Origin of the sequence: Xanthocytophaga flava, assembly GCF_030068545.1 — a bacterium.
Lineage (GTDB): Bacteria > Bacteroidota > Bacteroidia > Cytophagales > 172606-1 > Xanthocytophaga > Xanthocytophaga flava.
Genome location: NZ_JASJOR010000001.1, coordinates 620,663 through 638,498, shown reverse-complemented (window position 1 = coordinate 638,498; position 17,836 = coordinate 620,663). Strand labels below are relative to the sequence as shown.

Annotated in this window: 31 protein-coding genes; all 31 read left to right on the top strand. The window is 38.5% G+C overall.

Going from position 1 to position 17,836, the window contains the following annotated elements:
• Positions 1 to 46: 46 nt before the first annotated feature.
• The 31 genes from fusA to rplQ all read left to right on the top strand — a co-directional run bounded on the left by fusA (position 47) and on the right by rplQ (position 17,795).
• Entirely contained in the window at positions 47 to 2,191 is a 2,145-nt protein-coding gene (gene fusA, locus QNI15_RS02700) for an elongation factor G (RefSeq protein WP_313993881.1), read from the top strand.
• 126 nt (positions 2,192 to 2,317) lie between these two features.
• Complete coding sequence (gene rpsJ / locus QNI15_RS02695) at positions 2,318 to 2,623, top strand: 30S ribosomal protein S10 (RefSeq protein WP_313975490.1); 306 nt, start codon at positions 2,318 to 2,320, stop codon at positions 2,621 to 2,623.
• A gap of 277 nt (positions 2,624 to 2,900) precedes the next feature.
• Entirely contained in the window at positions 2,901 to 3,536 is a 636-nt protein-coding gene (gene rplC / locus QNI15_RS02690) for a 50S ribosomal protein L3 (RefSeq protein ID WP_313975488.1), read from the top strand.
• 37 nt (positions 3,537 to 3,573) lie between these two features.
• Positions 3,574 to 4,200: a 50S ribosomal protein L4 gene (gene rplD / locus QNI15_RS02685; RefSeq protein WP_313993878.1), complete on the top strand. Its 627-nt coding sequence runs from the start codon at positions 3,574 to 3,576 to the stop codon at positions 4,198 to 4,200.
• An 8-nt stretch (positions 4,201 to 4,208) separates the two neighbouring features.
• Positions 4,209 to 4,496: a 50S ribosomal protein L23 gene (gene rplW, locus QNI15_RS02680; protein ID WP_313975484.1), complete on the top strand. Its 288-nt coding sequence runs from the start codon at positions 4,209 to 4,211 to the stop codon at positions 4,494 to 4,496.
• A 55-nt stretch (positions 4,497 to 4,551) separates the two neighbouring features.
• Positions 4,552 to 5,373: a 50S ribosomal protein L2 gene (rplB, locus tag QNI15_RS02675; protein ID WP_313975482.1), complete on the top strand. Its 822-nt coding sequence runs from the start codon at positions 4,552 to 4,554 to the stop codon at positions 5,371 to 5,373.
• Between the two features lie 49 nt (positions 5,374 to 5,422).
• Entirely contained in the window at positions 5,423 to 5,701 is a 279-nt protein-coding gene (rpsS, locus tag QNI15_RS02670) for a 30S ribosomal protein S19 (RefSeq protein WP_313975481.1), read from the top strand.
• A 2-nt stretch (positions 5,702 to 5,703) separates the two neighbouring features.
• Positions 5,704 to 6,090, top strand: coding sequence for a 50S ribosomal protein L22 (rplV, locus tag QNI15_RS02665; protein WP_313975479.1), 387 nt, complete (start codon positions 5,704 to 5,706; stop codon positions 6,088 to 6,090).
• 8 nt (positions 6,091 to 6,098) lie between these two features.
• Positions 6,099 to 6,908, top strand: coding sequence for a 30S ribosomal protein S3 (gene rpsC / locus QNI15_RS02660; RefSeq protein WP_313975477.1), 810 nt, complete (start codon positions 6,099 to 6,101; stop codon positions 6,906 to 6,908).
• Between the two features lie 41 nt (positions 6,909 to 6,949).
• The gene (rplP, locus tag QNI15_RS02655) at positions 6,950 to 7,375 is read left to right on the top strand and encodes a 50S ribosomal protein L16 (protein ID WP_313975475.1); all 426 of its coding nucleotides are present in this window, start codon (positions 6,950 to 6,952) and stop codon (positions 7,373 to 7,375) included.
• Positions 7,372 to 7,572, top strand: a complete 201-nt coding sequence (gene rpmC / locus QNI15_RS02650) for a 50S ribosomal protein L29 (protein WP_313975473.1) — start codon at positions 7,372 to 7,374, stop codon at positions 7,570 to 7,572. Before rplP ends, rpmC begins: the two co-directional genes overlap by 4 nt.
• 10 nt (positions 7,573 to 7,582) lie before the next feature.
• Positions 7,583 to 7,852 carry a 30S ribosomal protein S17 gene (gene rpsQ, locus QNI15_RS02645; protein WP_313975471.1) on the top strand — a complete coding sequence of 90 codons (270 nt, stop codon included), beginning with the start codon at positions 7,583 to 7,585 and terminating at the stop codon, positions 7,850 to 7,852.
• A 1-nt stretch (position 7,853) separates the two neighbouring features.
• Positions 7,854 to 8,222 (top strand): 50S ribosomal protein L14, encoded by a 369-nt coding sequence (rplN, locus tag QNI15_RS02640; RefSeq protein WP_313975469.1) that lies wholly within the window; start codon positions 7,854 to 7,856, stop codon positions 8,220 to 8,222.
• A 25-nt stretch (positions 8,223 to 8,247) separates the two neighbouring features.
• The gene (gene rplX / locus QNI15_RS02635; RefSeq protein ID WP_313975467.1) at positions 8,248 to 8,598 is read left to right on the top strand and encodes a 50S ribosomal protein L24; all 351 of its coding nucleotides are present in this window, start codon (positions 8,248 to 8,250) and stop codon (positions 8,596 to 8,598) included.
• A 47-nt stretch (positions 8,599 to 8,645) separates the two neighbouring features.
• Positions 8,646 to 9,230 carry a 50S ribosomal protein L5 gene (gene rplE, locus QNI15_RS02630; RefSeq protein ID WP_313993875.1) on the top strand — a complete coding sequence of 195 codons (585 nt, stop codon included), beginning with the start codon at positions 8,646 to 8,648 and terminating at the stop codon, positions 9,228 to 9,230.
• Positions 9,231 to 9,248: 18 nt separating this feature from the next.
• Positions 9,249 to 9,518 carry a 30S ribosomal protein S14 gene (gene rpsN / locus QNI15_RS02625; protein WP_313975463.1) on the top strand — a complete coding sequence of 90 codons (270 nt, stop codon included), beginning with the start codon at positions 9,249 to 9,251 and terminating at the stop codon, positions 9,516 to 9,518.
• A 92-nt stretch (positions 9,519 to 9,610) separates the two neighbouring features.
• Entirely contained in the window at positions 9,611 to 10,006 is a 396-nt protein-coding gene (gene rpsH, locus QNI15_RS02620; protein WP_313975461.1) for a 30S ribosomal protein S8, read from the top strand.
• A 9-nt stretch (positions 10,007 to 10,015) separates the two neighbouring features.
• Positions 10,016 to 10,573: a 50S ribosomal protein L6 gene (gene rplF, locus QNI15_RS02615; protein WP_313975459.1), complete on the top strand. Its 558-nt coding sequence runs from the start codon at positions 10,016 to 10,018 to the stop codon at positions 10,571 to 10,573.
• 5 nt (positions 10,574 to 10,578) lie between these two features.
• Positions 10,579 to 10,929 (top strand): 50S ribosomal protein L18, encoded by a 351-nt coding sequence (rplR, locus tag QNI15_RS02610; RefSeq protein WP_313993873.1) that lies wholly within the window; start codon positions 10,579 to 10,581, stop codon positions 10,927 to 10,929.
• A 14-nt stretch (positions 10,930 to 10,943) separates the two neighbouring features.
• Positions 10,944 to 11,462, top strand: coding sequence for a 30S ribosomal protein S5 (gene rpsE, locus QNI15_RS02605; RefSeq protein WP_313975455.1), 519 nt, complete (start codon positions 10,944 to 10,946; stop codon positions 11,460 to 11,462).
• 7 nt (positions 11,463 to 11,469) lie between these two features.
• Positions 11,470 to 11,649, top strand: a complete 180-nt coding sequence (gene rpmD / locus QNI15_RS02600) for a 50S ribosomal protein L30 (RefSeq protein WP_313975453.1) — start codon at positions 11,470 to 11,472, stop codon at positions 11,647 to 11,649.
• A 5-nt stretch (positions 11,650 to 11,654) separates the two neighbouring features.
• Positions 11,655 to 12,101, top strand: coding sequence for a 50S ribosomal protein L15 (rplO, locus tag QNI15_RS02595; RefSeq protein WP_313975451.1), 447 nt, complete (start codon positions 11,655 to 11,657; stop codon positions 12,099 to 12,101).
• Positions 12,102 to 12,104: 3 nt separating this feature from the next.
• The gene (secY, locus tag QNI15_RS02590; protein ID WP_313975449.1) at positions 12,105 to 13,430 is read left to right on the top strand and encodes a preprotein translocase subunit SecY; all 1,326 of its coding nucleotides are present in this window, start codon (positions 12,105 to 12,107) and stop codon (positions 13,428 to 13,430) included.
• An 11-nt stretch (positions 13,431 to 13,441) separates the two neighbouring features.
• Entirely contained in the window at positions 13,442 to 14,251 is an 810-nt protein-coding gene (gene map, locus QNI15_RS02585) for a type I methionyl aminopeptidase (protein WP_313975447.1), read from the top strand.
• Complete coding sequence (gene infA / locus QNI15_RS02580) at positions 14,229 to 14,447, top strand: translation initiation factor IF-1 (protein ID WP_313975445.1); 219 nt, start codon at positions 14,229 to 14,231, stop codon at positions 14,445 to 14,447. The genes map and infA overlap by 23 nt, the downstream gene beginning before the upstream one ends.
• Positions 14,448 to 14,479: 32 nt before the next feature.
• On the top strand, positions 14,480 to 14,596 hold the full coding sequence (gene ykgO, locus QNI15_RS02575) for a type B 50S ribosomal protein L36 (RefSeq protein WP_226390914.1): 117 nt from the start codon (positions 14,480 to 14,482) through the stop codon (positions 14,594 to 14,596).
• Between the two features lie 6 nt (positions 14,597 to 14,602).
• Entirely contained in the window at positions 14,603 to 14,980 is a 378-nt protein-coding gene (rpsM, locus tag QNI15_RS02570; protein WP_313975443.1) for a 30S ribosomal protein S13, read from the top strand.
• A 63-nt stretch (positions 14,981 to 15,043) separates the two neighbouring features.
• Positions 15,044 to 15,442 carry a 30S ribosomal protein S11 gene (gene rpsK, locus QNI15_RS02565; RefSeq protein WP_313975441.1) on the top strand — a complete coding sequence of 133 codons (399 nt, stop codon included), beginning with the start codon at positions 15,044 to 15,046 and terminating at the stop codon, positions 15,440 to 15,442.
• Between the two features lie 88 nt (positions 15,443 to 15,530).
• Positions 15,531 to 16,136, top strand: a complete 606-nt coding sequence (gene rpsD / locus QNI15_RS02560; RefSeq protein WP_313993870.1) for a 30S ribosomal protein S4 — start codon at positions 15,531 to 15,533, stop codon at positions 16,134 to 16,136.
• A 56-nt stretch (positions 16,137 to 16,192) separates the two neighbouring features.
• Entirely contained in the window at positions 16,193 to 17,182 is a 990-nt protein-coding gene (locus QNI15_RS02555) for a DNA-directed RNA polymerase subunit alpha (RefSeq protein ID WP_313975439.1), read from the top strand.
• A gap of 73 nt (positions 17,183 to 17,255) precedes the next feature.
• Positions 17,256 to 17,795 carry a 50S ribosomal protein L17 gene (gene rplQ, locus QNI15_RS02550; RefSeq protein ID WP_313993867.1) on the top strand — a complete coding sequence of 180 codons (540 nt, stop codon included), beginning with the start codon at positions 17,256 to 17,258 and terminating at the stop codon, positions 17,793 to 17,795.
• Positions 17,796 to 17,836 lie beyond the last annotated feature (41 nt).

Genomic DNA, 17,836 nt, shown 5'->3' with positions numbered 1-17,836 from the left:
ATAACATTTTTATCCATCAAACCTGTAATTACCGCAAGGTAAAACTATGGCTGACTTAAAATATTTGCGCAATATTGGTATCATGGCGCACATTGATGCCGGAAAAACTACTACCAGTGAGCGTGTTCTGTACTATACAGGAAGAACTCACAAAATAGGTGAAGTACACGAAGGCGCTGCAACTATGGACTGGATGGTGCAGGAACAGGAACGTGGTATCACCATTACTTCTGCTGCTACTCACGCGCAATGGAACTATCCAACAGAGCAGGGCGAGGTTCTTGATGGTGTAACAAAAACATATGAGATTAACCTGATTGATACTCCTGGACACGTAGACTTTACTGTGGAAGTAGAGCGTTCTTTACGTGTGTTGGATGGTGCAGTTGCTTTGTTTGATGCTGTATCAGGTGTAGAACCTCAGTCTGAAACCGTATGGCGTCAGGCTAACAAGTACCATGTACCACGTCTTTGTTTCGTAAACAAAATGGACCGTGCTGGTGCAGATTTCTTTAACTGTGTAAAAGAAATCAAAGAAAAACTAAATGCTAAACCTGTTCCGTTACAAGTTCCGATTGGTGCTGAAGATCAATTTAAAGGTGTTGTTGACCTGTTGATCATGAAAGGTATCATCTGGAATGAAGCAGATAAAGGTAAAACATATAAAATCATTGATATTCCTGAAGACCTGATTGAAACTGCTGATGAGTGGAGACAATATCTGGTTGAATCAGTAGCTGAATACGATGATCATCTGATGGAGAAGTTCTTTGATGATCCTAACTCTATCACACGTGAAGAAATGATGGTAGCTATTCGTAAAGCTACTATCGATATGACAATCACTCCTGTATTGTGTGGTTCTGCCTTCAAAAATAAAGGTGTACAGACTATGCTGGATGCAGTTATTGCCTATCTGCCTTCTCCACTGGATATGCCTGCAATTATGGGTGAAAATCCTGATTCAGGACAGGAAGAAGAAAGAAAGCCAGATGTAAATGGTCCATTTGCAGCATTGGCCTTCAAAATTGCAACAGATCCATATGTAGGTCGTCTTGCATTCTTCCGTGTATACTCGGGATATCTGGATGCTGGTTCTTATGTATTGAACATGCGTACTGGTAAGAAAGAGCGTATCTCTCGTCTGATGCAGATGCATGCTAACAAGCAGAATCCAATCGACAAAGTAGAAGCAGGTGATATCGCAGCAGGTGTTGGTTTCAAAGATATCAAAACTGGTGATACACTGGTAGATGAAAGCAAGCCTATCATTCTGGAGTCTATGAGCTTCCCAGAGCCTGTGATTGGGTATGCTATTGAGCCTAAGAAACAAGCCGATGTTGATAAATTAAGCAACGCTATCACTAAACTGGTAGAAGAAGATCCAACTCTTCGTGTAGAAACTGATCAGGAAACTGGACAGACTGTATTGAAAGGTATGGGTGAGTTGCACCTGGAAATCATCATTGACCGGATGAGACGTGAATTCAACGTTGAAATCAATCAGGGGGCTCCTCAGGTTGCTTATAAAGAGACTATCACCAAAACTATCGAACACCGTGAGGTATTTAAGAAACAAACAGGTGGTCGTGGTAAATTTGCGGATATCGTATTTGAAATCGGACCAATAGACGAAGAATTTAAAGCTGCAAACCCAACTGAAAGCTTCCAATTTGTAAACGGTATTGTAGGTGGGGCTATTCCTCGCGAATTCATTCCTGCGGTTCAGAAAGGTTTTGCTGAAGCCATGAAAAACGGACCAATGGCAGGATATCCTGTTGATAGCATGAAAGTACGCTTGTTCCACGGTTCTTTCCACGCAGTTGACTCCGACTCACTGTCTTTCGAGATCGCTGCACGTGATGGTTTCCGCGAAGCTGCTAAACAAGCTGGTCCTAAATTACTTGAACCAATCATGAGTGTAGAAGTTACTACTCCTGACGAGTTTACAGGTCCTGTAACAGGTGACTTGAACCGTCGTCGTGGTTTAATGAAAGGTATGGATAGTAAAGGTGGTGCTCAGATTGTAAAAGCTGACGTTCCGTTGTCTGAACTATTCGGTTATGTAACTGATCTGCGTACTATTTCTTCTGGACGTGCTTCTGCTACATTGACATTCTCTCATTATGAGATTCTTCCTCCTAACATGGCTGAAACAGTTATTGCAAAGCTTAAAGGAGCTAAAGTATAAAGTAAAATTGGATAGACTACAGATTGTTTGAAATAATAATTTGTAGTCTATTTTATGTATATAAGTTTCTTTTCAAAGTCAAAACCTGCTGGTCAAACGTGTATCAGCGCCTGAACAAATAATAAAATGACTCAGAAAATTCGGATTAAATTAAAATCATTCGATCATAGCTTGGTAGACAAGTCATGTGAAAGAATCGTTAAAGCTGTAAAGTCTACAGGAGCAGTAGTGAGCGGTCCTATTCCGTTGCCTACTGAAAAAGAAAAGTTTACAGTATTGCGTTCACCACATGTTAACAAAAAATCGCGTGAACAATTTCAACTTTGCACATATAAGCGTTTGATTGATATTCATTCTTCGAGTGCAAAAACAGTTGACGCATTAATGAAACTTGAATTACCTAGTGGGGTTGATGTAGAAATTAAAGTGTGACGAGCTTATTTGTCAGAAGCAGAACCTGCCTCTGTTACTAACAGAAGCAGGTTTTTTATTTGATATATTAAAGTTTATTCTTCAATAGATAACCAGGATAGGGGGTAGAAAACGGTAAAAGTGAAAAAAAAGTGCCTAGTGCTTTATTTTTTTTGATGTATTGCTTGCTTTCTTAATATAAACCTCTACCTTTGCAGTCCGTTTTACAAAAGCTGACCGCTGGTTGTCAAAATCAAGTCATAAGCTTTAAAACATTCACGTAAGTTTTTAAGCAATCATGTCAGGTATCTTAGGAAAAAAAATTGGAATGACCAGCATCTTTACACCTGAGGGTGAAAGTGTTGCGTGTACAGTAATTGAAGCAGGGCCTTGTGTAGTTACACAGGTAAAGTCGATTGAAGTTGATGGGTACGAAGCAGTACAGTTGGCTTTCGGAGAAAAGAAAGAGAAAAATACTGCGAAGCCATTGTTAGGCCATTTTAAAAAGGCTAACACAACTCCTAAGCGCAAGCTTGTTGAGTTTAAAGACTTTGTAGTAAAAGTTTCTTTAGGCGATACTATTCAGGTTGGAGATGTATGTGAAGCAGGTGAATTCGTTGATGTGGTTGGCACTTCTAAAGGTAAAGGTTTTCAGGGTGTTGTAAAGAGGCATGGGTTTAGTGGTGTGGGTGCAGGTACGCATGGTCAGCATAATCGTCAACGCCATCCAGGTTCTATCGGTGCATGTTCTTTCCCTGCTCGGGTATTTAAAGGATTGCGTATGGCCGGTCGGACAGGTGGTAATCGTGTAACTGTTCAGAACCTTCGTGTTTTGAGAGTTATTCCAGAGAAAAATCTGGTTTTGATCAGTGGTTCTGTTCCTGGAGCTAAAAATTCTATTGTCATCATTGATAATCACAGAGAAATCATCTAATACATACATCAAGTGTGTACTAAAAAGGTAAGTAACAATGGAAGTATCAATATATAATATTTCGGGTAAAGAGACAGGTAGAAAGATTGCCTTGGTTGATGAGATCTTCGGCATAACTCCAAATGATCATGCGATCTACCTGGACGTAAAGCAATATCTTGCTAATCAGCGTCAAGGGACTCATAAGGCAAAACAAAGAAATGAAGTTCATGGCTCTACCCGTAAACTTCATAAACAAAAGGGTACAGGTGGTTCTCGTAAAGGAAGTATTAAGAACCCTCTTTATCGTCATGGTGGTCGTGTTTTCGGGCCAGTTCCTCGCGATTACAGCTTTAAGTTGAATAAGAAAGTTAAGGAGTTGGCTAGAAAGTCGGCGTTAAGCTACAAAGCTGTTAATTCTGGAATTACAGTTGTTGAAGATTTTACGTTAAATCAGCCAAAGACAAAAGAATACATTAAGATTCTGGAAAGTTTGTCTGCTCTGGATAAAAAAACATTATTAGTTCTTCCTGAAGTAAACAAAAATGTTGTTTTGTCTAGTCGCAATTTGCCAAAAGCTAAAGTTATTCTGGCAAATCAACTTAATACATACGAACTGATGAATGCGGATCTTTTATTGATAAGCGAAGGTTCATTAGTGAAAATTGAAGAACTTCTTAAATAGCTCAAAAAATGAGTATCATTAAAAGACCTCTGATTACTGAAAAGGCGAATGCCTTGACTGAAAAAGGTATTTATACCTTTGTTGTTGATAAAAAGGCTAATAAGATAGAGATTAAAAAAGCAATTGAGCGTGCTTATGGCGTTAACGTTAATGGTGTAAGAACTATTCGTTATGCTGGTAAAGAAAAGACTCGCTTTACTCAATCTAAAGTTCTTGCTGGTCGTACAGTTTCTTATAAGAAAGCAATCGTAACGTTGGCTGCAGGAGAAGTGATTGACTTCTACGGAGATATTTAATAATTAACTTATGTGGCACGGCACGATAATCCGTGTTTAAAAGTAAATAAGTAAAATGGCTGTTAAGAAATTAAAACCAATTACTCCAGGACAAAGGTTCAGAATGGCTCCTTCTTTTGAGGAGATCACTACTGACAAGCCTGAGAAGTCTTTGACTGAAACCCTGAAAAGGACAGGTGGTCGTAATGATAACGGACACCGTGCAATGCGATATATCGGTGGTGGACATAAGCGTAAATATCGGATTATCGATTTTAAACGTGATAAGTTTGATATTACTGCTACAGTTGAGACTGTTGAATACGATCCAAACCGTTCTGCCCGTATTGCATTAGTAAATTATGCAGATGGTGAAAAAAGATATATACTGGCGCCTGCTGGTATCGTTGTAGGACAGACCATCGTTTCAGGTAAAAGTGTTGCACCTGAAGTAGGTAATGCACTTCCTCTTTCTTCTATTCCTCTTGGTACTATCGTTCATAACATTGAGCTTCAGCCTGGTAAAGGTGGTTCTATGGCTAGAAGTGCCGGTACATATGCTCAGTTGGTTGCTCGTGAAGGGAAATATGCTACCCTAAAATTACCTTCTGGTGAGATGCGTCTAGTTCTTGCTACATGTATTGCTACTGTAGGTTCTGTATCTAATGCAGATCATATGAACGTAAGTTATGGAAAAGCTGGTCGTAAGCGTTGGTTAGGACGTCGTCCTCGTGTACGTGGTGTTGCTATGAACCCTGTTGATCACCCAATGGGTGGTGGTGAAGGTCGTGCATCTGGTGGACACCCTCGCTCTCGCAAAGGTCTATATACTAAAGGTAAGAAGACTCGTAGACCAAAGAAATATTCTAATGACTTGATTGTTAGTCGTCGGAAGTAAAAGAAAAAAAGGTTAAAATCTGATACATATTATAATCCATTTTACATAGATGGGACGTTCGATAAAAAAAGGGCCATATATTGATTTCCGGGTGTTAGCCAAAATTGAAGGCATGACTAAGTCTGGCAAGAAAGCTGTTATTAAAACTTGGGCACGTCGTTCAACAATTTCTCCGGATTTTGTAGGTCATACTTTTGCTGTACATAATGGGAATAAGTTTATTCCAGTATACGTGACTGAAAATATGGTTGGTCACAAGTTAGGTGAATTTGCACCTACTCGCAATTTCAGAGGTCACGCAGGTAATAAAGATAAAGGTAAAAAATAATAATGGAAGCGATAGCTAAACTTAAAAATGTACCTACCTCTCCTCGTAAGATGAGACTTGTGGCAGACATGGTAAGAGGAAGACGGGTTAATGATGCACTGAATATTCTTCGCTTTGATTCCAAATCTGGATCGAAGCGCATTGAGCAGTTACTTCTGTCTGCTATTGCTAACTGGGAGCAATCTCATGAAGGAGAAAGAATAGAAGATGCAGATTTGTATATCAAAACGATATTTGTAGATGGTGGACGCGTTCTTAAACGCTTACGTCCTGCTCCTCAAGGTCGGGGATATCGTGTTCGTAAACGGTCTAATCACATTACACTTGTGTTAGATTCTAAAACGAATCCTGCAGCTCTTAACGAAACTAAAATACAAGAAACTGAATAATAACACGCATGGGACAAAAAGTTAATCCAACAGGCTTTCGCCTAGGCATCGTTAAAGGATGGGATTCTAATTGGTACGGTGGAAAAAACTTTGCTGAGAAATTAGTAGAAGATGAGAAAATACGCAAATATGTATTGGCTCGTTTTCCTAAGGGAGGTATTGCAAGAGTGGTTATTGAACGTACATTGAAGCGTATCACATTAACTATTAATACTGCTCGTCCAGGTGTTGTTATTGGGAAGAATGGTATTGAGGTTGAAAGAGTAAAAGAAGAGTTGAAAAAACTTACTGGTAAAGATGTTCAGATCAATATTTTTGAAATAAAAAGACCTGAATTAGATGCTAAGCTGGTAGGCGAATCAATAGCTCAGCAGTTAGAAGCTCGTATCTCTTATCGTCGCGCAATGAAACAAGCTATTGCATTGGCTATGAGAGTAGGTGCTCAAGGTATTAAAGTTCGTTTGTCTGGTCGCTTGGCTGGCGCAGAGATGGCACGTACAGAAGAATATAAAGAAGGTCGTGTTCCTTTGCATACATTACGTGCTGATATCGATTATGCAATTTCTGAAGCTTTGACTGTATACGGAAAAATTGGTATTAAGGTATGGGTTTTCAAAGGCGAAGTTTTCGGAAAGCGTGATTTGTCTCCTAATGCTACATATGGCAGTGCTGCTGCTGCATCTGGTAATGCATCTGGTGGGGAGCGTGGAAATCGTCGTGGAGATTCTTCTGAACGCGGAGATCGTCGCGACAGAGGTGGTGACAGAGACGCTAACAGACGTAAGAAGAAAAAGAAAAATAATAATTCTGGTAGATAAACATTCGGTTAGTTTACTGAATCCTAATAAATAGAAAGAAAATGTTACAGCCGAAAAGAACCAAGTTTAGAAAAATGCAGAAAGGCCGAGTTCGTGGTCTTGCTACTCGTGGTCATGAGATTTCTTTTGGATCATTTGCCGTGAAATCTTTGGAACCAGGTTGGATTACAGCTCGTCAGATTGAAGCAGCCCGTATCTCTATGTCCCGTACAATGAAACGGGAAGGTCAGGTTTGGATTCGCATATTCCCAGATAAACCTATTACCAAAAAACCTGCTGAAGTTCGGATGGGTAAAGGTAAAGGTGCCCCAGAATATTGGGTAGCGGTTGTTAAGCCCGGTACTATCCTTTTTGAGATAACTGGTGTTAGCCGTGAAATAGGACAAGAGGCATTGAGATTAGCTGCGCAAAAGTTGCCTATTAAAACTAAATTTATTGTACGTAGAGATTACGTTGAAGGACAATGAAAAATCAGGATATCAAATCATTAAGTATAGAAGAATTGCAAAGCCGTATTGGCTCTGAAGCTGCAACGCTGCAAAAATTAAAGTTTGCACACGCAATTACTCCTATTGAAAATCCAGCGCGGATACGCGCTTCACGCAGACTGATTGCTCAGCTGAATACAGAATTAAGAGCAAGACAAATTGCAAACTCTAAATAACCAAGAAAAGATGGAGCAACAGCAATTACAAAGAAATGCCAGAAAAGAAAGAATCGGGCGTGTCGTAAGTGATAAGATGGATAAGTCCATTACCGTAGCAATTGAGCGTAAGGTGAAACACCCTAAGTATGGTAAGTTCATGAAGAAGACTACCACACTAATGGCTCATGATGAAAAGAATGAATGTGGCATTGGTGATACGGTTAAAATAATGGAAACACGTCCATTAAGTAGAAATAAGCGTTGGAGACTTATAGAAATTATCGAAAAAGCAAAATAACATGGTACAACAAGAATCTCGGCTTACAGTAGCCGATAACAGTGGTGCTAAAGAAGTACTGGTAATCCGAGTTTTGGGCGGTACAGGTAAAAGATATGCTTCAGTTGGCGATAAAATAGTCGTGACTGTTAAAACAGCTTTATCTTCAAGCAACTTGAAGAAAGGCGCTATATCCAAAGCTGTTGTTGTTCGGACAAAGAAAGAGGTTCGTCGCAAAGATGGTTCTTACATTCGATTTGAAGATAATGCGGCTGTTTTGTTAAACAACAACGATGAACCACGTGGAACCCGTATTTTTGGACCTGTCGCTCGCGAATTAAGAGAGAAGCAATTTATGAAGATTGTTTCCTTAGCACCAGAAGTTTTATAGTTGACTCTGATACATTTATAATAAAATGAAAGCAAAAGCTAAAACAACAGTAAAACTGCATGTTCGCAAAGGAGATACTGTAATTGTAATTTCTGGAGATGAGAAGGGTAAGACTGGGAAGATTACTTCAGTAGACAGAGAAAAGCAAAAAGCAGTTATTGAAGGTTTAAATCTGGTTAAAAGAAGTGTTAAGCCTTCTGCAGAAAACCCTCAAGGTGGATTTATTGAGAAGGAAGCTCCTATCCATGTAAGTAACCTGATGGTAGTTGATCCTTCAACTGGCAAGGCTAGCCGTATTTCTCGTAAACTTGACGAGAAAGGTAAGAAGCAGAGATATGCCAAAAAGACAGGAACTCTTATTAAAGCGGAGTTTTAATATATCCTATTCTATAGATAAGCATTTATATTATTAAGTCTGCAAAAATGGCTAATATCAATTCTCAGAAAAATAATACTAACAACCCTAGGGTTAAAGATAAATACTTAAATGACGTAGTTTCTCTTCTAATGGAGAAATTTAAGTATAAGTCTGTTATGCAGGTTCCTAAAATTACTAAGATTGTAATTAATAAAGGAATCGGTGCAGCTGTTGCGGATAAAAAACTGATTGACGTAGGTGTTGAAGAGTTAACAATTATTTCGGGACAGAAGGCAGTTGCTACATATTCCAAAAAAGCGATCTCTAATTTTAAGTTAAGAGAAAATATGCCTATTGGAGCTAAAGTTACATTGCGTGGTGAGCGTATGTTTGAATTCATGGATCGCTTGATCAGTGTAGCTCTTCCTCGCGTTAGAGATTTTCGTGGCATAAGTGACAAAGGGTTCGATGGCCGTGGTAACTATACGTTAGGTGTGAAAGAACAAATTATCTTCCCGGAAATTAGTATTGATAAGATTACTAAAATCTCCGGTATGGATATTACATTTGTAACTACAGCTGAAACTGACGAAGAGTGCCTGGAGTTATTAAAAGCATTAGGAATGCCTTTTGCGAATCAGAAAAGATAACAATATAACGTTAAAAAGATGGCAAAAGAATCAATTAAAGCCCGCGAGTTAAAAAGAGGAAAATTAGTTGCTAAGTATGCCGCTAAGCGTGAAGCTTTAAAAGCCGCTGGTGATTACGAAGCATTAGATAAACTTCCAAGAAATGCATCTCCTGTACGTTTACGTAATCGTTGTAAGTTAACAGGAAGACCAAGAGGTTATATGCGTAAATTCGGAATTTGCCGTAACGTATTCCGTCAAATGGCATCCGATGGGAAAATTCCCGGTTTGACAAAAGCAAGTTGGTAAAATCTAATATTTCTTTTGTTTTTAAATTTTGTTTTTGTAGCTTTGCACTCCCGTTTTGAAGGCGGGATTTTTGCAAAAAAAACGTGTCAAAAATGACAGATCCTATATCAGATTATCTAACTCGATTGAGAAACGCTATCAAGGCACGGCACCGGATAGTTGAAATTCCTGCATCAAATATTAAGAAAGAAATTACTAAAGTATTATTTGAGAAGGGATATATTCAGAACTATAAATTTGAAGATAGTTCTGTGCAGGGTGTAATTAAGGTTGCTTTGAAGTATGATCCAGTTAGCAAAGAGCCTGCAATAGTTAGTTTGCAGAGAGTTAGTAAGCCTGGCCTTCGGAAGTATACTGGCGTGGAAGATATGCCTCGTGTTTTGAGTGGCTTAGGGATTGCTATTATTTCTACTCCAAAGGGAGTGATGACCGACAAAGAGGCGCGTTCGCTGAATGTTGGTGGTGAAATTTTGTGTTACGTATATTAATAGTGTGTCATGTCAAGAATAGGTAAGAAGCCCATCGACCTGCCAGGTAATGTTACAGTTTCTGTTGGATCTGGAAACGTAGTCCTTGTTAAAGGGCCTAAAGGCGAGCTTTCTCGCAAAATAGACGCTGATATTGCTGTGAAGCAAGAAGGTAGTCAGATCTTGGTTGAGAGACCTACTGATCAAAAACGTCATAAAGCATTGCATGGCTTATATAGAGCGCTGATAAATAATATGATTATTGGTGTTAGTGCTGGATTTAAGCAACAGTTGGAGATTGTCGGTGTTGGTTATAAAGCTACTGTTAATAATAACGTTCTTGAGTTGAGCTTAGGGTATTCTCACGGTCTTTATTTAGCTTTGCCAAAAGAAGTTGTAGCTTCTGCGGTTACTGAAAAAGGTAAAAATCCTGTGGTAACATTAGAAGGGATTGATAAGGAGTTGGTTGGACAAATGGCTGCAAAGATCAAGTCTCTGCGTAAAGTAGAACCTTACAAAGGCAAAGGTATTAGAAATTTAGGTCAAGCGATTAGAAGAAAAGCTGGTAAGACAGCAGCTAAGAAATAAATAATATGGCTACACAAAAAGAGCTTCGCAGATTACGTATTAGAAGAAATATACGTTCTAAAGTGGTGGGATCTCCTGAAAAACCTCGTCTTTCAGTATTTCGTTCAAATACTACTATATATGCACAATTGATTGATGATGCTACTGGAAAAACATTAGCAAGTGCATCTTCAACTGAATTGGCAAAAGGAAAGAGCGCAAATATAACTACAGCAAAAGAAGTTGGAAAAAAAGTTGCTGAGATAGCATTGTCAAGTGGTATATCAGCAGTGGTGTTTGATAGAGGTGGATATTTGTATCACGGCAAAGTGAAAGCTTTAGCTGAAGGAGCTCGCGAAGGAGGACTTAAATTCTAAAATAAGAAATTTATATGGCACAAATTAATAAACCTATTGTCAGAGCGGGCGAACAAGAGTTGAAGGAGCGGGTCGTTGCTATCAAACGGGTTGCTAAGGTGGTGAAAGGTGGTCGTCGGTTTAGTTTTTCTGCTATCGTGGTTGTTGGTGATGGACATGGTATCGTTGGGTATGGCTTAGGTAAAGCTAACGAAGTTACAGATGCTATCACAAAAGGAGTAGAAGATGCAAAGAAAAATCTAATTAAAGTTCCTATCCTGAAGTCTACTGTGCCTCATGAAATGCATGGTAAATATAGTGGGGGGTATGTTTACCTTAAGCCAGCTGCTGCCGGAACAGGTGTAATTGCAGGTGGTGCGATGCGTGCAGTGTTGGAAAGTGCTGGTATCAAAGACGTTTTGGCTAAGTCAAAAGGTTCTTCCAATCCACACAATGTTGTGAAAGCAACCTTTGATGCCTTGTTGAGAATGCGTGCTCCTCATCAAGTTGCAGTACAACGTAGAGTATCTCTTTCTAAAGTATTTAATGGTTAATTGAAATATGGCAAAGGTTCAAGTTACCCAAATCAAGAGTGCTATCAAAAGACCACAGGATCAGCAACTAACAGTTAAAGCACTGGGTTTAGGGAAAATTAATCGTACTATTGAGGTAGAATATACTCCTCAAATTGCAGGTATGATCAAAAAAATTAGTCATTTGGTTACAATAAAAGAATTGTAGTTTATATGAAATTGCATACGCTTAAGCCTGCTGAGAATTCAGTAAAAAGTAAGAAAAGAATAGGTCGTGGTACTGGCTCTGGTATGGGCGGGACTTCAACAAGAGGTCATAAAGGTGCTGGATCTCGTTCTGGTAATAGTACTAAGCGGGGCTTTGAAGGTGGTCAAATGCCTTTACAACGTCGCATTCCAAAATTTGGATTTAAGTCTATTAACAGAGTTGAATATAAACCAATAAATTTAGATACTATTCAACAACTATTGGAAACACATAAAGTTTCTGTTATTGATATTGAGTTTCTAAAGCAACATGGTTTAATTTCCGGTAAAGACTTGGTCAAAGTGCTAGGTAGAGGAGAAGTAAAAACTGCTGCTGAGATTAAAGTTCATGCATTTTCTTCTTCTGCTGTTGCTGCAATTGAAAAAGTTGGTGGTAAGGCTACTGTTCTATAGTATATGAAAAAAATTATCGAAACGATTAAGAATATCTTTTCAATCGAAGATCTAAGAACACGTATTTTAAATACGTTATGGTTTTTGCTGATTTTTCGATTGGGGTCTTATATAGTATTGCCAGGAATTGACCCTACTCGTTTAGAGAGTGGGACAGGTAAAGGTATTCTTGGATTGTTAGATACTTTTTTGGGTGGAGCTTTTAGTAACGCCTCCATTTTTGGTTTGGGAATCATGCCCTATATAACTGCTTCGATTATCGTACAGTTGTTAACAGTGGCAGTTCCTTACTTCCAGAAAATGCAAAAAGAAGGTGAGTCTGGCAGACAAAGAATCAATAATATTACAAGAATACTTACAATCTTTGTTACATTACCACAGTCTTATACCTATCTAATTGGAACAATTGCAGATGATGCAATTCTTCCTGGAGTTGGTAGAACTGGGTTTACTATAACAGCAATGATAATTCTAACCACTGGAACAATGTTTTGTATGTGGTTAGGTGAGAGGATAACAGAGAAAGGTATTGGTAACGGAACTTCAATGCTGATTATGATCGGTATTATATCTCGCTTACCTAGTGCTTTAATTGGAGAATTTTGGAATAGAGGTACTTCTGGGATTTTAATTTTTATCATTGAAATAATTGCTCTTTTCTTTATTGTTATGGGGGTAGTTCTTATACTACAGGCAACTCGTAGAATCCCTATACAATATGCAAAACAGGTTGTCGGTAATAGGGTTTATGGTGGACAAAGACAGTATTTACCCTTGAAATTAAATGCTGCTGGTGTAATGCCAATTATCTTTGCTCAATCATTGATGTTTTTGCCTGGTCTTCTTGTTCCATATTTAACAGATAAGAATGAAACGGCGGGTTCGGTAGCTCAAGCTTTCGCTGATTTTACCCATCCTGCTTATAATATATTATTTGCTCTTTTGATCATTCTGTTTAGTTTCTTCTATACTGCAATCACTGTAAATCCTACACAGATCGCAGAAGAAATGAAACGTAATGGAGGCTTTATTCCTAGTGTAAAACCTGGTCTGCAGACTTCTGAATACATTGATACCATTTTATCTCGTATTACATTGCCAGGTGCGGTATTTTTAGCTCTCTTAGCTATCCTACCTGCAATTGCCAGTCTGTTTGGTATTACCTCTGAATTGTCCAGATTTTATGGAGGAACGTCTTTACTGATTATGGTAGGGGTAATCCTGGATACTCTTCAACAAATTGAAAGTTACTTGTTGATGAGACATTATGAAGGTTTAATGAAATCTGGTAGAGTAAAAGGTCGTTCGGAAAGCGTTGCTACCGTTTAATGTTGTAGAAATTGAAAAAGAAAGCCTTTTTTCTAAAGACTAAAGAAGAAATTGAACTAGTTCGGCAGAGTGGAGTTCTCTTAGGGAAAACGCATGCTGAAGTAGCTAAATATATAAATCCTGGTGTTTCAACAGAGTTTTTGAACAAAATAGCTGAAGAATACATACAGGATCACGGAGCCTGGCCTTCGTTTAAGAATTATAATGGATTTCCTGCGGGATTGTGTGTTTCTGTTAATGAAAAAGTTGTGCATGGAATTCCAAATAGTTATGAATTGAAGGATGGTGATATTGTTTCGGTTGACTGTGGAGTTTTTTTGAATGAGTTTCATAGTGATAGTGCTTATACTTATCCTGTGGGCGAAGTCGATCCGAAAATTTTAGAATTATTACAGGTTACAAAAGAATCACTTTACTTAGGTATTGAAGCTGTAGAAGTAGGATCAAGGGTTGGTGATATCGGTTTTGCCATACAGCAACATGTTTCCAAAAGTGGTTATTCAATAGTACGAGAGTTAGTAGGGCATGGAGTAGGTAAATATTTGCATGAAGAGCCTGAAGTTCCAAATTATGGAAAGAAGGGGCAAGGGGTAAAGTTACAGGAGGGAATGGTATTTGCGATTGAACCAATGATTAATCTGGGAACAAGAAACGTAGTGCAGGAAAGAGATAATTGGACGATTCGTACCGCAGATAGAAAGCCTTCTGCTCACTTTGAGCATACTGTAGCTGTGAATAATGGTAAAGCAGATATCTTGACAACGTTTGAGTTTATAGAAGAGGTTTTAAAACATAAGCATGGCAAAACAGTCATCAATTGAACAGGATGGTACTATAGTCGAAGCACTCTCTAACGCGATGTTTAGAGTTGAGCTTCAGAATGGTCACCAACTGATTGCACATATATCCGGAAAAATGCGGATGAATTATATTAAGATTTTACCAGGGGATAAAGTTAAGATAGAAATGTCTCCTTATGATTTAACAAAAGGTAGAATCGTTTACCGTTATAAGTAAGTAATTTAGCAATCAATAAAATATAGAATAAAATGAAAGTAAAAGCTTCCATTAAGAAACGTAGTGCTGATTGTAAAATTATCCGTCGCAAGGGTAAGCTTTATGTAATTAATAAGAAGAATCCTAAATTTAAACAAAGACAAGGTTAATTTACTATGGCACGTATTGCAGGAGTTGATATTCCAGATAAAAAACGCGGAGAGATTTCGCTGACGTACATTTTTGGTATTGGCCGTCGGTCTGCTCAGCAAATATTAACTAAAGCTGGAGTTAGCTTTGATAAAAAAGTTAGTCAGTGGTCTGATGATGAGGCGAATGCTATTCGTAACGTTATCGGAACTGAGTTTAAGGTTGAGGGCGCATTGAAGTCTGAAGTCCAATTGAGCATTAAGCGTTTGATGGATATAGGTTGTTATCGTGGATTGCGTCATCGGAAAGGGCTACCTGTGCGTGGTCAAAGTACCAAAAATAACGCACGTACTCGCAAAGGTAAACGCAAGACTGTTGCGAATAAAAAGAAAGCAACTAAATAATTGATTTCATATATTATCGTACAATCATTTTATTTGTACAGGTAACAAACAATCTATAAAAAGATGGCGCAAGCTACTAAAAGAAAAGACAAAGCCAAGAAACGAGTTGTTGTCGTAGATCCTGTTGGGCAAGTACATATAAAGGCTTCTTTTAACAATATCATCGTATCTATTACGAACGCGAGTGGTCAGGTTATTTCCTGGGCATCTGCAGGAAAGATGGGCTTTAAAGGATCTAAGAAAAATACGCCTTATGCTGCGCAAATGGCGGCATCTAACTGTGCTCAAACTGCATTTGAGCTAGGAATGCGTAAAGCTGAGGTTTTTGTGAAAGGACCTGGAGCTGGTCGTGAGTCTGCAATCCGTACTATCCAGAATGCCGGTATTGAAGTAACATCTATTAAAGATGTAACTCCTCTCCCTCATAATGGTTGTCGTCCTCCTAAACGCAGAAGAGTTTAAGAATACTATACCATCTAAATATCGGGCTGTGAAGTTCGGTATTTAGTGTTTTATAATCACTACTTCAGAATAGAATCTTTACTGAAAAATGGCAAGATACACTGGTCCTAAAGCTAAAATATCGCGTAAGTTCGGCGAACCTATTTTGGGCGGAAACAAAGCTTTAGCAAAAAAGAATTATGGTCCTGGTCAGCATGGCCGCGGACGCAAGCGTAAACAGTCTGAATACGCAGTGCAATTACAGGAAAAGCAGAAAGCTAAATATACATATGGTGTATTAGAGAGACAATTCTCAAATACATTTCAAAAAGCAGCTCGTTTACAAGGCATTACCGGTGAGAATTTGTTGCGCTTATTGGAAGCAAGATTAGATAATACGGTTTATCGTTTAGGTATTGCTCCTACTCGTCGTGCTGCTCGCCAATTAGTTGTTCACAAACACATCACTATCAACGGTGAGGTTGTTAATATTCCATCTTACTCTCTTCGTCCGGGAGATGTAGTTGGTGTTCGTGAAAAATCTAAATCTTTAGAAGCTATAACTGTCAGTTTGTCAGGGAGAAATGCTAAACGCTATAATTGGTTGGAATGGGATGGCGGTATTATGGCAGGGAAATTTGTTAGTTATCCTGAAAGAGATCAGATCCCTGAAAATATCCAGGAACAACTCATCGTCGAGCTCTATTCTAAATAATCTGCATGATTATTGCTGTAGAGTTGTTTTTCTAACAAAAAGTAAATTTCCAACATATGTCGATATTAGCTTTTCAAATGCCTGACAAGGTGGTGATGGAGAAAGCCGATGATTTTCACGGTCTTTTCGAATTCAAACCACTTGAAAAAGGATATGGCGTAACAATTGGTAATGCCCTGCGCAGAATCTTATTATCTTCTTTGGAAGGATATGCCGTTACAGCAGTTAAGATTCCTGGAGTATTGCATGAGTTTTCGTCTATAGAAGGTGTTGTGGAGGATGTCAGTGAGATCATTCTGAATCTGAAAATGGTTCGCTTTAAAAAAGTTTCTGACGTTGTTGACAACAAAATTGTTGTAAATGTTAAAAATGCCAAACAACTGACTGCAGGGGATATTGGTAAGTTTACATCTGCTTTCCAAATTCTGAATCCTGAACTGGTCATCTGTAATATGGATGAATCAGTTAACATGGAAGTAGAATTGGTTATTGAGAAGGGTAGAGGTTATGTTCCTGCGGAAGAGAACAAAGTGAATGAGCAGGCGATTGGATTTATCTCTGTTGATGCTATCTTTACACCTATCAAAAATGTTAAGTATAGTATTGAAAATACACGGGTAGAGCAGAAAACGGATTATGAGAGATTGCTGATCGATATTCAGACTGATGGCTCTATTCACCCTGAAGATGCATTGAAAGGCGCCGCAAAAATTCTGATTCAACACTTCATGTTATTCTCTGATCAGACTATGACGTTTGATACAATGAAGCCTGAAGAAGAGAATACTGTAGATGAAGAATATCTGCATATGCGTAAATTGCTGAAAACTCCTTTGGCTGATCTGGATCTTTCCGTACGTGCTTATAACTGTTTGAAATCTGCTGATGTGCGTACCTTAGGTGATCTTGTAAAACTGGATATCTCAGAAATGATGAAATTCAGAAACTTTGGTAAGAAATCCTTGACTGAATTAGAGCAGTTGGTTTCTGACAAAGGACTGTCATTTGGGATGGATGTTTCAAAATATAAGTTAGACGAAGATTAATAATACGATTGATTGTCGGCAGTAGTTGACTAAAAGTAATGTCAAAACCTGACCGCTTAAAGATTCAAATAAAATGAGACACGGAAAAACAGATAATCACTTAGGTAGAACAGTAGGCCACCGCCGGGCATTATTGTCTAACATGGCTTCTTCTTTAATTTTGCATAAGCGTATTAAAACAACAGTTGCAAAGGCTAAAGAACTACGTAAATACGTTGAGCCTCTTCTGACTAAGGCGAAAGATGATACAACTCACTCACGTCGTGTTGTTTTCTCATACTTACAAAACAAAGAATCCGTAAAAGTTCTGTTTGGCGACGTAGCTGAAAAAATCGCTAATCGTGAAGGTGGTTATACTCGTATTATCAAGTTAGGCAATCGCTTGGGTGATAATGCTGATATGTGTTTGATTGAATTAGTAGATTACAATGAAACCTTGTTGAACGCTCGTACTGAAGCTAAAACAAAAACTCGTCGTAGCCGTCGTGGTTCTACTGGTAAAGCTAAAGTTGAAGAAGCTACAGTATTGGCTTCTGATGCATCAGCAGAAACTGAAAAACCAGCAATCACAGAAGTAAGTACTGATACTGAAGTAACTGAAACGAAAGAATGATAATACCATTCACAATATAAGGAAGGATTAGAACTTTAGGT